We start from the raw sequence: 14597 nt of genomic DNA, 5'->3' as shown, positions 1-14597 counted from the left end.
GGGAATTACAACATTAATGCAGTGATCAAATAGTCACATGCCAAGATGGAAATACATCCAATCACTACGGCCCTTGTTCCAGCCTGTCCAACTTCCAAAGCGCCACCACGCACATAAAAACCTTTATAGGCAGGTACCGAGGTAATGATAAAACCAAATACCGTTGCCTTTACCATGGCGACCACCATCGTAAATCCATTGAAGCCACCGCGGATACCTTCGATATAATCATCGGGCGTAACAGCACCAGAAAGGGCGCCACCCAAAAGACCACCGACCAAGGCACAGGAAATCGCGATGATAACCAAAGCTGGCACCATGATCAAACCGGCAATAATCTTAGGAAGAATCAGGTAACCTGCGGCATTGATTCCCATGATTTCAAGGGCATCAATCTGCTCGGTCACGCGCATAGAACCAATTTGAGAAGAGATGGAGGAGCCTACTTTTCCCATCAATACCAGGGCAGAGATGGTAGGTCCGAGTTCCAGGATATTGGAGTCACGGTTAATCTGTCCAATTACCGAGGTTGGAATCAGGTCTGAAACCAACTGGAAGGCAATCTGCATCGTCATTACCGCACCAATAAAGGTAGAAATGATCACAATTAAGCCCAACGACCCCACTCCTATCTCTGTCATTTCATGGAAGATCTCCTTTAGGTAAATCTTCATTTTCTCAGGTTTTCGGAAAACCTTCTTCAGTAACAAGAGATATTCACCAAAATAATAAAATATCATACGTTGGTTTTATTATATATTTTGTTTTAAATCACTAATTCTAACGAATCCTCAGCAAAAATGTTTTGGATAAGTTCAAGATACAAATTCTCGCTGAATCTTTTCACCGACAAAACTAATTGATTTACCGAAAAAATGAAGCGTCAAGCCTATTTTCCATTATTAAATTTGTAATATCGTAGTAGTTTTGGTCAACAAAGCTAAGAAACAATGAACAATAAAATTGCAACAGGTATATGGTTGGTATTCGCAGGATTAGTATTCTTGCTACACAACTTGAAAGTAATAGACTTTAATTTCTTCTCCATAATCAGTTTATGGCCATTGATCCTGGTGTCTATCGGTATCAGTTTGCTATTGCAGGGAAGGACTTATGGTAAATATATCGTTATCGGTTCCAACATCCTTTTATGTGGCTTTATTTTCTTCAAAGGCGTAACCAGTAAGGAAAGCATGTATGAACATATCGGCAATATTGATGTTTCCACCGGCGATGATGTAAAAGGACCTTTTACACAGGTTGTCTCCCATCCCATCGGCTCAGAAACTGAATCCGCTAAACTAACGATCAACGGTGGTGCAGCCAAGTATAATTTTGCACCGGGAACAGACTCAAGTTTAGTCCTTAGTGCGAAGACTGCACAACCAACTGCCTCATTGAACTTGCAGACCAAGGGCGATAGGGAGGTGAAAATGGAATTGACCAGCAAAATGAAGAACAACAAGTACAACAATAGCTTGATTGAGGTTGGTCTCAGCAATAAGCCTGTATGGGACTTGGAATTCAATGTGGGTGCAGCTGCAATCACTGGCGATTTCAAACAAATGAAGATCAGCAAATTGGAGGTAAATTCGGGAGCGAGTTCACTGAACCTATATTTACCAAAACCGATAAATGGGACTTGTGATATTGAGGTTAACACAGCTGCTTCCAAAGTAATCTTGTATTTACCAAAAGGCGCTGCTTGTCAAGTCGAGACGGACGCATTGTTCTCCAACAACAAGTATGAAGATGTGGATGTGGTTTTGGATGATGTTCGCAAGAGCAAAAACTATGACCAAGAATCCAACAAGTACGACATCAAGATAGCCGGTGCTGCAAATTCATTATCTATCTTACGCTATTAAACTCGAAATTAGCTAACTTTGCATTGATATGGAAAGTAAGCCTTTGACAACGCTAGCCGGCGGTTATTGCAACAGCAAAACAGCCTATTCAAGATTCTATACCCGAGAGGTACAGATTGGCGATATCCCAATGGGGGGCAATAACCCGATTCGGATCCAAAGTATGACTACGGTCGATACCATGGACACGATGGGTTCAGTAGAACAGACCATTAAGATGGTAGATGCGGGTTGTGAGTATGTTCGTATCACGGCGCCAAGTATCAAAGAGGCAGAAAACCTAGCCAACATCAAGAAGGAATTGCGTGCAAGGGGGTATACCGTTCCATTGGTAGCTGATATCCACTTTACCCCCAATGCTGCCGAAGTAGCGGCAAGGATTGTTGAGAAAGTAAGGGTAAACCCCGGTAATTACGCTGATAAAAAGAAGTTTGACCAGATCGATTATACCGATGCTGCTTATCAAGCAGAATTGGACCGCATCCATAAAAAATTCTCGCCTTTAGTAAAGATCTGTAAGGAATATGGCACTGCTATGCGTATTGGTACCAACCATGGTTCACTTTCTGACCGTATCATGAGCCGTTATGGCGATACGCCGGAAGGAATGGTGGAATCAGCATTGGAGTTCATCCGAATCTGTGAAGATCTGAACTACTATAACCTTTGCGTTTCGATGAAATCTTCCAATCCCATGGTAATGGTTCAGGCCTACCGTTTATTGGTTGAAAAGATGGTAGCCGAAAACATGAACTATCCATTGCACTTGGGTGTGACTGAAGCTGGAGATGGTGAAGATGGGCGGATCAAATCGGCGGTTGGGATCGGGACTTTATTGGAGGATGGATTAGGAGATACCGTTCGCGTTTCGTTGACTGAAGAACCTGAAAAGGAAGCTCCAGTAGCTATCGCTTTAGTAAATAGATACAGCAAACGTGTTCATGATCTTGCTGAAACTCAGGAACGAGAAATCATTCAAATTGCCCCTGATCAAGAAACTAAGCCTTATACTTCTCAAGAAATCAATGCATTTATTGGAGGCTCATTGGTTCCTAGGATTATCGTCGATCTTTCTAGCAAGAACCTTAAAGATCCATTTATCCTATCTGATGTAGGCTACAAGTATGATGCTTTGTTGGATAAATACCACATGGGGGATCAGTCGGTCGATTTTGTATATTTTGGAGATGCCCTGCCTTCCTTTACCATGCCAGGAAATCTAAAGCAATTGTACAATTACAGAACTTGGAAGGAGCTCAAGAATAAAACGAATATTCATCCTATATATACTTTAGAGGAATTCAATAAAGCGGAATTGAAAGATCCTGCCATGAATTTAATCTATGTGAGCAATGATCTATTGGAAACGGAGGAATTTGCCAATCTTCAGATGGACAAGACGACCGTTTTTATATTAGAAACAGATCATTTACATGGTATGGCTGATCAAAGGCAGTTTTTTGCGAACCTGCAGGAAATTGGAATAGATTGCCCGGTCATTATCAAAAGAAGCTATGCAGCCTCTGAATTTTCAGGTCCAATCGGAGACATCATGAATCCGGAAGAGCCTATCTCTAAAATTCAGCTGTATGCAGCTACAGATTTTGGAGCATTACTGATCGATGGACTAGGTTCTGGGATTTGGCTAGACTCTGAAGCTACGGCAACAGACAAAATCGCGTCGATTTCCTTCGGCATCCTTCAGGCTACCCGTTCAAGGATTTCTAAAACAGAATACATCTCCTGCCCTAGTTGTGGTAGAACCTTATTTGACTTGCAGGAAACTACCCAAATGATCAGAAGCAGAACAAATCATTTGAAAGGTTTGAAAATTGGTATCATGGGCTGTATAGTCAATGGTCCAGGAGAAATGGCGGATGCTGATTACGGTTATGTTGGAGCAGGTCCAGATAAGATTACTCTTTATCGCGGTAAAGAAGTAGTGAAACGTAATGTATCATCTGCAAAGGCCTTGGATGAATTGATAGACATTATCAAATCAGATGGTCTTTGGGTAGAAGAAGGATAAATTAGAACAGTAAAGAAATATTAAGAAATATAAAAGGGAGATGTTTTCAATAAACATCTCCCTTTTTATCTAGATAATTGAATGATCTTATTTGATTTTCTTGAATCTCATAGTTGCAATATCACCAACAATTAAAGTGAGTTGGTCACCATTGACACTTTGAACATTTACCTTTTCCATAGATTGAATGAACAGCGGTTCACCTTCACCTGGACATGCCATTCTAGTGGTCGCCATCGGACCAAACTTAATGTTCTTTCCATTGATTGTTACAGAACTGTTGAATGTGTTACATCCAGCATTACCAGACACCTTATTTGAAGAAGAATCAAAAACAAGGGTTGGTTTTTTATCAGGATATAGTTCATTGAATGGTTTTGAAGAATTAGCGATATAGTCCAATTCCCAAGTACCTACCAAGCTGTTTTCTGCATTAACCTTGGCAAATTTTGCCAATGGCATCCTGCGGCCAACATTTAGAGATAAGATGCCATCAGCTAAAGTATAGTTATTAGTTGTTTTGAATACTTCCGACAACAATTTATCAGTTTCCATATCCTCACATGCCATCATGGTTGAAATTCCAGGTTTGAAAGATATCCTGTTGGTTCCAGCGAATACATATTCACCAGACATGGTATTACAGCCACCAGAAGCAGAATAACGGGATTCATCACTCATAAAAACTAAAAACGGCTCTTTGCCATTTAATTTTTCCGGCACTTCTTTACCATTTAATTCAATCAAACGCCATTTGTTGCCAGTGATTTCAGCAAAGTCTGGAGATTGGTTTTCAGTTGTTTTCTTAGCGCCAGCGCAACTTGAAAATAAAATTGTTACTACTGCTAACACACTAAAAATTGATTTTTTCATAGATATCATTGTTTAAACTCTAATATAAATACGTAAAATTTGTCAAAAGGTTTAAAATATTTTTTAAAATTCCCTGTTTTCCATATCATATTTTGTTTTTTGGCCTATTTATAAAATGGATATTTTACGGAAGCAGATTTAATACCACAACAAATTTCAAAAGCATAAGGCAAATACCATGCAAGATTTTTAATATTGTCAAAACTTTAAAAAATAGCTCACAAAATAAGGCAAATCGCTGTTCTAAATGATATTAGTTATGGCTTATTTGCTCCTATTTCCTTATGTTTGTAGCTAATTAAGAATTAATCTAAAAAGAAGATTGGACAGCTTAATCTTGAATATCCTAACACCTGTTGCAATATTTTTGTTTATTGCTTTATTTACGCTTTTTGCAGTTTATGCGGAGCGTAAGATTGCAGGATTTGTTCAGGATCGATTAGGTCCGATGGAAACGGGTAAGTTTGGTTTATTGCAGACCATTGCAGATATATTAAAATTACTTCAAAAGGAATTTATCTCTCCAAGTGCCTCTGACAAGATTTTATTCGCTGTAGCACCGATCATTATTTTCGTAGCTGTTTTCATTGGATATAGTGTTGTTCCTTGGGGGCCTGACCTATTACCATCCAATACCCATACAGGATTATTCTTTATTATGGCTGTCGTGTCCATTGATGCCATTGGCATTTTGATGGCTGGTTGGGGATCTAATAATAAATACTCTTTATTAGGTTCAATCCGAGCCATTGCGCAGATGATTTCCTATGAATTACCGGTAGGTCTTTCCTTAATCTCTGCGGTGATGATCACACAGACCTTAAATTTAAATGAAATCGCACTAAATCAAGGAGTTTGGGCAAATCAAGACCTTTATTTTCTTGGATTTTGGAAGGTGAATGATATTGGCGGAATCTTGTCCTGGAATATTTTCCAGGCACCGCATCTGCTTGTCAGTTATGCTATATTTTTTATTGCATCGTTGGCAGAGTGTAACCGAGCGCCATTTGATATTCCAGAAGCGGAGAGTGAGCTGATTGGAGGCTTCCATACCGAATACGGTGGGATTAGGTTTGCTTTTTTATTCTTGGCAGAATATGCGATGATGTTCTTGGTAGCCATGTTAGGTGTGGTGATATTCTTAGGCGGATGGAATACTATCCTACCAAATATCGGCGCAGCCAGATTGGCGGATTGGACGACAGGCCCAATTTGGGGTGTGTTTTGGACTTTGTTCAAGTCATTATTTATTGTCGCTGTCCAGATTTGGATTCGTTGGACATTACCACGATTCCGTGCGGATCAGCTGATGACCTTATGTTGGAAAATCCTTATTCCCCTTGCCTTTGTGTGCATGGCCATTTCAGGGCTTTGGAGAATATTAATCATGCTATAATTGATCTTAAAAACGACCATACAAGGATTGGCAACAGCCATAAAAGGACTTACCCTAACGGTGAGACACCTTTTCAGTGCCCGAAAATCCCGTCGTTCCCTAGATATCAAGCAAGACAATTACTTTGAGGAGCAATCTGGTGTAACAACGGTACAATATCCGAAGGTAAAAATGCCTATCCCTGAGGTCGCTAGATATCAGTTGGACGTAGTCATTGATGATTGTATCGTCTGTGACCTCTGTGCAAAAGCATGTCCAGTCGATTGTATTACCATCGAAGCCATAAAATCGCCGGAGGCCATTGGAAAAACTTCTGATGGTTCAGTGAAGAGACTTTATGCAGCTGAGTTTGATATAGACATGGCAAAATGCATGTACTGTGGTCTGTGTACAGTTGTCTGTCCGACAGAATGTATTACCATGACGGATAATTACGATCGAGTAACGACCAATCTTGCGGATTTGACTTATTCCTTTGCGGATATGACAGATGAAGAAATCAAGAAACGTAAAGAGGAATGGACCAAGTTTCAAGCTGAGAAGGAGGCAGCAAAGAATAAATAATGGAATTAGCCATATTTTATGCTTTTGCCGCATTAACCCTAGGTTCAGCCTTATTAGTAGTCAGTTTAAAGAATACGGCAAGAGCCTTATTCCTGTTCTTCGTCGTCTTATTTGGAATGGCTGGCTTATTTATCTTTGCTTTGGCTGATTTTGTAGCCATTACCCAAATCATGGTCTATGTAGGAGGCGTACTGATCCTGATGATCTTTGCCTTTATGCTTTCCAATAAGGAGCTGCTTGCTGATCTACAGAATACATCCAGTAAATTCCTTTCTCTTCCAAACTGGCAAACATTGTTGTTGAGCCTTGGATTTCTTGCTGTCATGATCTATGGGATCTTGGAATGGCAAGATAATACCCCGAAATGGATAACTGAAAATATAAGAAGTGGAAATGTAATTAAATCCACTGATAATAACATCAATCAATTGGGCCTTAAATTTATGACCCAATATCTTTTGCCTTTTGAGGTCATTTCAATTTTCCTATTGGCAGCCTTGATCGGTGCTGCGCATCTTTCCAGAAAGGAGGATCCGAAATGATTACCCTAACCCATTTTTTGGTTGTTTCGGCTTGCCTTTTCTGTATTGGACTTTATGCGATTGTTGCCAAGCGAAATGCAATCATGATCTTGGTTGGCATTGAGTTTATCATCAATGCTGCAATCTTAAATCTTGTGGCATTTGGCCGATATGATAAAATAAACTATGCTGGACAGGTCTTTGCGCTATTTGCTATTGTACTGGCAGCAGCAGCAGTGGCTGTTGGGTTAGCCATTATCCTAAACCTGTATAGGAATTATAAGAGTATTAATCCAGATAACACAACCGACTTAAGAGACTGATGGGCGATTTACTGAACATATCACCTGTCTTAGGAAGCATACTGGTTGTACTGCTCCCCTTTGTTTCTTTCTTGATCCAAGCAATTCTTGGGAAAAGGGACCAATCGGGCAATATCGCCTTGATCGCCATTATCTTAAGCACTCTTCTAAGTTTGCTGTTCGTGTTTTCAGAAGTATGGAAAAGCGATCCTATTGTATCGAATTACGCTTGGTTTACCATTGGTCAAAACACCTTCAATATTGGGGTATTATTAAATAACCTCACGGTTTTGATGCAGTTGATCGTTTGTGTGATTGCATTACCTGTCCATATCTATTCCAGAGCTTATATGAAAGGCGATCCAGGGATCCATCGATATTGGATGTACCTGAGTCTATTCTGCTTTGCGATGTTAGGCCTGAGCATATCCAACAACCTATTTATGATGTACATCTTTTGGGAATTAGTTGGGTTTGCGTCCTATCTATTGATTGGTTTTTGGTTTACCAAAGAATCTGCAGTCCAAGCCAATAAAAAAGCATTTATCATCAACAGAATTGGGGATTTGGGCTTTTTATTGGGAATAGCATCAGTCTACAGCATTTATGGGAGCTTGAACTTGGTAGAGCTTTTTGGAAAAGAAGGGCTCTTCTATGATACGGCACAAGCATCAACGGGCTGGATGACCTTTACGGGAATCTGTTTCTTTGTTGGCGCAATGGCTAAATCAGCACAATTCCCATTGCATGTGTGGTTGCCTGATGCGATGGAAGGACCTACAGCTGTATCATCGCTGATCCATGCGGCTACTATGGTGGCTGCTGGGGTATTCTTGATCTGTACGGTATTTCCATTATTCAATGAAACGGCTTTATTGTTTATCGCGATCATAGGTTCGATTACCGCATTTATTGCGGCCTTCTTTGCCCTTGGGCAGCGCGATATCAAAAGGATATTGGCATTCTCCACGATTTCTCAATTGGGTTTTATGGTGGTGGCGGTAGGAGTTGGCGCATGGGATGCAGCCATGTTCCATTTAGCGACACATGCCTTCTTCAAATGTCTACTTTTCTTGGCCGCAGGAGCTGTCATCCATGAAATGGCGCACTTAAAAGAAAAGAACAATTTAGATATAGATCCTCAGGACATCAATAATATGGGCGGACTAAGGAAATGGATGCCTAAAACATTTATCCTGATGAGCATAGCCTCATTGGCATTGGCTGGCTTTCCATTGACTTCGGGTTTCCTATCTAAGGATGCCATCCTGATCTCTGCCTATGAATGGGCGATACATCATGGCTCCTTCTATTTATTGATACCGATAAGCTTGACCTTAGTCAGTATCTTGACTGCTTTTTATATCGGTAGATTGATCTTCAAAGTATTCTTTGGTGAATTTAAGATTAAACTTGAACATATCCATATCCATGAAGCCAGTAGTAGCATGCTTGGACCTATGATCTTTTTGGGGATCTGTTCGTTGTTTTTGGTTTTCTCTTGGAATCCATTGGCTTACCACCACTCCTTTATCTTAGGAGGAATTAATGTAAAATATCCTTACGCTGAAATACATTCCTTACACCTCATCTTACCTGTTGTGTTGACCCTTGGATCTGCGATCGCTTGGGCAATAGGTTGGAATTGGTATGTAAAGAACAAATATCCATTGCAAGCTGGCAATCCTTGGATTGCACTATCCTTGAACCAAGGCTATCTGAATGATCTTTACCAAAAGCTTTTTGTGGATAGTACCTTGCGTTTGAGCAATGGCTTGTATTGGTTTGACAAGTATATTGTGGATGGTTTGGTCAATGGCCTTGCCATTATCACTAGAGGCTTGGCAAATTTCAGTGCTTGGGTAGACAAGAACCTGGTCGATGGGCTGGTGAATAGCATTGGGGGAACGACCTACTATATGGGCCATCTACTGAGATGGGTGCAAAACGGAAGGCTTCAAAACTACTTGGGTTTTGCCTTTACGGTATTATTAATGGGAATAATTTATTTGATACTAAAATAAGATGGGTGCATTATCCTTACTTATATTTCTGCCGATGATCGCTGTTGTAGGCATCCTGTTGCTTCCGAATCGGATGGGACAGAGCTACAAATATCTATCACTGATTGTTACTTTGATCCAATTTGGATTGGCAGGTTACTTATATGCAAACTTTCAAGGCAGCGCAGGGGCTTTCAATGATGTTGCCTCCTATCAGTATGTGGAGCAGCTTCCGTGGATCAGGCTGGACCTAGGTTCCATAGGAAAATTGGAGATCGACTATTTTCTAGGAGTAGATGGCTTCTCCTTACCCTTATTGCTTTTAAGTGCCTTTGTCATGTTGATGGCCGTGGGTGCTTCTTGGAACATGGAAAAGAGTAAAAAGGGCTATTTTGCTTTGTTAATGCTCTTGAATACCGCCGTTATGGGGATATTCTGTGCATTGGATTTCTTCCTATTCTATGTCTTTTATGAGGTGATGCTACTTCCTTTATACTTTTTAATCGGTATTTGGGGTGGAGCACGAAGAGAATATGCAGCGATTAAATTCTTTATTTACACCTTATTTGGGTCAGTATTTATGTTGTTGGTGATTGTTGGACTGTATTTTTCAGTTCTAAATCCAAATACGGGAGCACATACCTTCAATATGCTGTATATGATGAATCCGGAGAATTATATACCGGGCTCATTCTTTGATTTCTTAGGAAATGCCAATGAAATTTTAGGGATTCCAGCAAGAATGATTGGTTTTATTGTCCTTTTCATTGCATTTGCGATCAAGATTCCAATTGTCCCATTACATACCTGGTTGCCTGATGCACACGTAGAGGCTCCTACCCCAGTTTCCATTATTCTTGCAGGTATCTTATTAAAGATTGGTGGTTATGGCGTTATCCGTATCTGTATGGGAATCTTCCCGGATGCGATGGCGGATGCCAATTGGTGGTTAGGTTTGATTGGCGTGGTTTCCATTATTTATGGTGCATTGAATGCTTTGGCACAAACAGACCTAAAGCGAATGATCGCGTATTCTTCGGTTTCCCACATGGGATTTGTCCTGCTGGGCATTTCATCATTAACGGCGGAAGGGGTTTCTGGAGCCATGTTCCAAATGTTGAGCCATGGATTCTTATCAGCAGCCTTGTTCTTCTTGGTCGGTGTTTTATACGACCGAGTTCACGATCGATATATTTATAATTTTAGAGGTTTGGCAGGCATCATGCCTAAATATACGGCTTATGTTGCCATAGCTTTCTTTGCCTCATTAGGTCTTCCAGGGTTTTCGGCTTTTATAGGAGAAGCTTTCGTGATCATCGGAACATTCAATGCAGAAAGTATGCATACCGGCATCCCCCGTTGGATGGCGATATTTGGTTCTTTAGGTATCCTGATGAGTGCAGTTTATTTTTTATGGACTTTACAACGGATGTTCTTCGGACAGACCCGTTTGAAAGGCGGTGAAGAATGGGCAGCGGAATTGACAGATCTAAACAGCAGGGAGCAGATCATTCTTTTCCCAACCTTGGTCTTGGCTTTAATCCTAGGGGTCATGCCTTCTTTGGTGTTTGGTGTATTGAACAACTCCGTATTAAGTTTATTGGATTTGGTAACAGCTTATTTGTAGGGTTAAGATAGATGAACGAGTTCGCATTGCAGGTTTCAGACCATATAGATCAGATTATTCGATCGATACCTTTGTTCAAAGTTGAACTGAGCATGTCTATTGGATTTCTGCTCAGTATAGCCTGTACCTTAGTATTTGATAAATACTGGAAACATTCTTCTTTTTTTATCAGCATCCTGACCATCATTTCATCTTTTGCCATTTTATTGACCCAATATGATTATGCAAATTTTGGGTTCTATGGAATGTTGACCCTCGATAAGACCTCTTTTTACGCCAGGGCATTTATTGCTTTGGGCTTATTGGTGTCGGCTATTTTCCTACAGCAACATTTTGCGCAAAAAGAATTCAAGAAGAGAAAAGGTGATATCTATAGCATCCTATTAGCTGCAGGAATAGGCATGAACCTTTTTTCCATGACGACCCATTGGTTGATGGCTTTTATAGCTATAGAGATGGTTTCCATCAGTTCTTATATCATGGTGGGCTATTTCTCGGAGAACAAAAAACAATCTGAAGCTGCGATGAAATATGCCTTATTTGGATCGGCATGTTCGGCAGTGATGTTATATGGGCTTTCCTTGATCTATGGCTTTACCGGAGATCTGAACTTTGCAAGTCCTAGACACCTCCAAGGTCTGATTGCTGCACCAGAGGTGATGAGTAGCATTGCCATCCTTTTTGTCTTTACAGGAATTGGTTTCAAATTGAGTTTTGTTCCTTTCCATTTATGGGCACCAGATGTTTATGAAGGGGCTCCTACTCCAGTGACGGCATTTTTGTCAACTGTACCTAAGATCGCCGCCATTATCTTGATGAGCAGATTGTCCGCGGCTTGGATCAGCACGCCTTTCTATTTTAGCGAACTGACCTTTATGTTTGTGTCCATTGTGGCAATCGTCACGATGCTCTTTGGTAACTTGATTGCCCTAAGGCAGACCGATATGAAACGATTGATGGCTTATTCCTCCATCGGACATACCGGTTTTCTTTTGATGGCCATCATAGGTTATACAAATGGTCAACAGGATATCCTTTTCTTTTATATTTTCATTTATGTCCTGATGAATTTGGCGAGTTTTGCCTTTATCGATGTCTTGGAACAGAAACTGGGCAGCACCAACCTACAGGCTTATATTGGACAAGGGAAGAAATTACCTTTAATCTTTACCTGCTTTTCAATTGTAGGTATCTCCTTGATCGGAATTCCCCCTACTGCTGGCTTCGTCGGAAAACTATTGGTCTTTACCAGTATTTTTGAAATTTACCAATCCGGAGGAGACTTGATCTTCCTTTGGCTTTTGATTATCGGCGCCCTGACTTCCGTAATCTCCCTGTTTTATTACTTTAAAATCCCTCTGTATTCCTTCCTAAAAACCAACAAAGAGGAAGAAATCACGCCAATTGACAACAAAATCAGCGTAATGCTGGTCATCGGGGTTGTATTGACTATCCTAGTAGTGGTATTTGGGCTGTTCCCGGGGGTAATTTTAAAATAGTATTTAGTATAAAGTATTTAGTATTTAGACCCTAAATGGTCTTGAAATGCTAAATTCATTTTTCAAAAAGGGAATTTCCCTTCCTATTACATTAGCTTTTCGGCCCAAATAACAGATAATTGATGATAGTTTATTAAATGGACGTAATCCGGCTCCCTAAGTCTAAATACTAAATACTAAATACTAAACACTACTATGGACGTTTTGAGGGGTCTATGTACTAACTACTAAATACTAAATACTATATTTGTACATGATATCTTCAGCAGCAAACAAAATTTTTCAGAAGGTAATTGAAGATTACCATGTTTATGATAAGATTGATCAGCCGATCGAGAATCCTTATGGTCGTGAGACTTTAGAGCATTTATTGTATTTGAAATGCTGGATTGATACGGCGCAATGGCATATGGAGGATGTGATCCGGAATCCGAATATTGATCCTAGAGAAGGCCTTTATTGGAAAAGAAGGATTGACAGACAGAATCAGGAACGTACTGATACCGTTGAATTTATCGATAGTTATTATCTTCAGAAGTTTGCGGATGTGGTGGCATTAGCTGATGCAAAGGTCAATTCAGAAAGTCCGGCATGGGCGATTGATCGACTGTCCATCTTAGCGTTGAAGATCTACCATATGGAACAAGAAACCAAACGTACGGATGTTTCTAAAGCTCATCAAGATGCTTGTCAGCTTAAGTTGGATGTACTGTTGGAACAACGTAAGGATCTTTCTCAAAGTATCGATGAGTTGCTTGCAGACATTGAGGCTGGCAAAAAATACATGAAAGTGTACAAACAAATGAAAATGTACAATGACCCGAATTTAAACCCTGTTCTTTACGGGGCCCAAAAATAATTTCTTGCGATGAAGCGAATCTTGGTCACTAGATTTTCAGCAATGGGTGATGTAGCCATGGTTGCTTCCGTTTTAAGGGAATTCCAAGCACAGCATACGGACACTGAAATCATCATGGTTTCACGTCCGTTTTTTTCTGCTTTTTTTGATGGGATACCGAGGTTAATCTTTCATCCCATTGATCCAAAAGGAAAGCATAAAGGCATACCTGGTTTGTTGAAGCTATTCAATGAGCTGAAAAAGTACAAGGCAAAGCAGGTTGCGGATTTACATAACAACATCAGGTCCCGATTTTTGGACATCCTTTTTAAGACTTCGGGATATCAAGTTCAAATCCTAGATAAAGGTAGGTCAGAAAAAAAAGCCCTTACCAGAAGCAAGGACAAGGTTTTTAAGCCTTTGAAATTGACTACGGAACGCTATGCTGATGTTTTGAGGAAATTGGGCCATAGCCTCCAATTGAGTCATCAGCTGGAGAAGCAACATCGACTTATTCCTCAAGGGATGATGCCGATCCTAGCTTCTAACGCAAAAAAAGTGGGGATCTCTGCATTTGCCCAACATCCCTATAAAGTTCTTTCGGTAGAGAAGATGACGGAGGTAATTCATTCTTTATCGGATTTAGGGGTCCAGGTGCTGCTATTTGGTGGTGGGGCAAGTGATAAAGCGATTACAGAGAAATGGGAGAAGCAATTCCCAAATGTGTTTTCTGTGGTAGGGAAATATAATTTAACCCAGGAATTGGATATTATTGCCCATCTGGACCTGATGATCAGCATGGACAGTTCGGGCATGCACATGGCTTCCTTGATGGGTATTCCATGTGTATCGGTTTGGGGCGCCACCCATCCTTATGCGGGATTTTTGGGCTATGGTCAGTCGATGGATGATTGTGTACAGGTTGAACATCCCAATAGGCCGAATTCTGTTTATGGCAATAAATCATGCCTTTGCGATGGCGTAGAGGCCATTGATTTAGTAAGTAGCGAAATGGTTGTTGAAAGGGTGAAGGGAAAAATAAAGGAATAGTAGCAAATAAGGTTAAGTAATACGTTT

At 40.4% G+C, this 14597-nt stretch carries 13 protein-coding genes; 11 read left to right on the top strand and 2 right to left on the bottom strand.

Features of this window, described 5'->3' with window-relative positions; translation table 11 throughout:
• Nucleotides 1–5 precede the first annotated feature (5 nt).
• Complete coding sequence (locus tag ACK2WI_RS07415) at nucleotides 6–740, bottom strand: ABC transporter permease (RefSeq protein ID WP_093098670.1); 735 nt, start codon at nucleotides 738–740, stop codon at nucleotides 6–8.
• A 210-nt stretch (nucleotides 741–950) separates the two neighbouring features.
• Between ACK2WI_RS07415 and ACK2WI_RS07410 the strand changes: the two genes are divergently transcribed.
• Nucleotides 951–1868, top strand: a complete 918-nt coding sequence (locus ACK2WI_RS07410; RefSeq protein ID WP_409150234.1) for a LiaI-LiaF-like domain-containing protein — start codon at nucleotides 951–953, stop codon at nucleotides 1866–1868.
• Between the two features lie 28 nt (nucleotides 1869–1896).
• Complete coding sequence (gene ispG, locus ACK2WI_RS07405) at nucleotides 1897–3897, top strand: (E)-4-hydroxy-3-methylbut-2-enyl-diphosphate synthase (protein ID WP_409150233.1); 2001 nt, start codon at nucleotides 1897–1899, stop codon at nucleotides 3895–3897.
• 87 nt (nucleotides 3898–3984) lie between these two features.
• Here ispG and ACK2WI_RS07400 read toward each other — a convergent pair whose 3' ends face one another.
• On the bottom strand, nucleotides 3985–4770 hold the full coding sequence (locus ACK2WI_RS07400; RefSeq protein ID WP_409150232.1) for an META domain-containing protein: 786 nt from the start codon (nucleotides 4768–4770) through the stop codon (nucleotides 3985–3987).
• A gap of 337 nt (nucleotides 4771–5107) precedes the next feature.
• Here ACK2WI_RS07400 and nuoH point away from each other — a divergent pair, with 337 nt between their 5' ends.
• The 9 genes from nuoH (at nucleotide 5108) to ACK2WI_RS07355 (ending at nucleotide 14570) form a co-directional block, all read left to right on the top strand.
• The gene (gene nuoH, locus ACK2WI_RS07395) at nucleotides 5108–6166 is read left to right on the top strand and encodes an NADH-quinone oxidoreductase subunit NuoH (RefSeq protein WP_373865679.1); all 1059 of its coding nucleotides are present in this window, start codon (nucleotides 5108–5110) and stop codon (nucleotides 6164–6166) included.
• Nucleotides 6167–6730, top strand: coding sequence for a 4Fe-4S binding protein (locus ACK2WI_RS07390; RefSeq protein ID WP_214649432.1), 564 nt, complete (start codon nucleotides 6167–6169; stop codon nucleotides 6728–6730).
• Nucleotides 6730–7272 carry an NADH-quinone oxidoreductase subunit J gene (locus ACK2WI_RS07385; protein WP_312696339.1) on the top strand — a complete coding sequence of 181 codons (543 nt, stop codon included), beginning with the start codon at nucleotides 6730–6732 and terminating at the stop codon, nucleotides 7270–7272. Before ACK2WI_RS07390 ends, ACK2WI_RS07385 begins: the two co-directional genes overlap by 1 nt.
• On the top strand, nucleotides 7269–7574 hold the full coding sequence (gene nuoK, locus ACK2WI_RS07380; protein ID WP_093098661.1) for an NADH-quinone oxidoreductase subunit NuoK: 306 nt from the start codon (nucleotides 7269–7271) through the stop codon (nucleotides 7572–7574). Before ACK2WI_RS07385 ends, nuoK begins: the two co-directional genes overlap by 4 nt.
• On the top strand, nucleotides 7574–9577 hold the full coding sequence (nuoL, locus tag ACK2WI_RS07375) for an NADH-quinone oxidoreductase subunit L (RefSeq protein WP_409150231.1): 2004 nt from the start codon (nucleotides 7574–7576) through the stop codon (nucleotides 9575–9577). The genes nuoK and nuoL overlap by 1 nt, the downstream gene beginning before the upstream one ends.
• Nucleotide 9578: 1 nt before the next feature.
• Nucleotides 9579–11183 (top strand): NuoM family protein, encoded by a 1605-nt coding sequence (locus ACK2WI_RS07370; RefSeq protein WP_409150230.1) that lies wholly within the window; start codon nucleotides 9579–9581, stop codon nucleotides 11181–11183.
• Between the two features lie 11 nt (nucleotides 11184–11194).
• Complete coding sequence (locus ACK2WI_RS07365) at nucleotides 11195–12682, top strand: NADH-quinone oxidoreductase subunit N (protein WP_409150229.1); 1488 nt, start codon at nucleotides 11195–11197, stop codon at nucleotides 12680–12682.
• Nucleotides 12683–12935: 253 nt separating this feature from the next.
• Nucleotides 12936–13541 carry a DUF4254 domain-containing protein gene (locus ACK2WI_RS07360; RefSeq protein ID WP_093098655.1) on the top strand — a complete coding sequence of 202 codons (606 nt, stop codon included), beginning with the start codon at nucleotides 12936–12938 and terminating at the stop codon, nucleotides 13539–13541.
• Between the two features lie 9 nt (nucleotides 13542–13550).
• Nucleotides 13551–14570, top strand: coding sequence for a glycosyltransferase family 9 protein (locus tag ACK2WI_RS07355; RefSeq protein ID WP_312696335.1), 1020 nt, complete (start codon nucleotides 13551–13553; stop codon nucleotides 14568–14570).
• The last annotated feature ends 27 nt before the right edge of the window (nucleotides 14571–14597 follow it).

The sequence above is a fragment of the Sphingobacterium sp. BS-2 genome (assembly GCF_046161205.1).
GTDB classification, from domain to species: Bacteria; Bacteroidota; Bacteroidia; order Sphingobacteriales; family Sphingobacteriaceae; genus Sphingobacterium; species Sphingobacterium mizutaii.
The sequence above is the reverse complement of the archived record's forward strand: the minus strand, read 5'-3'. Positions and strand labels throughout refer to the sequence as shown.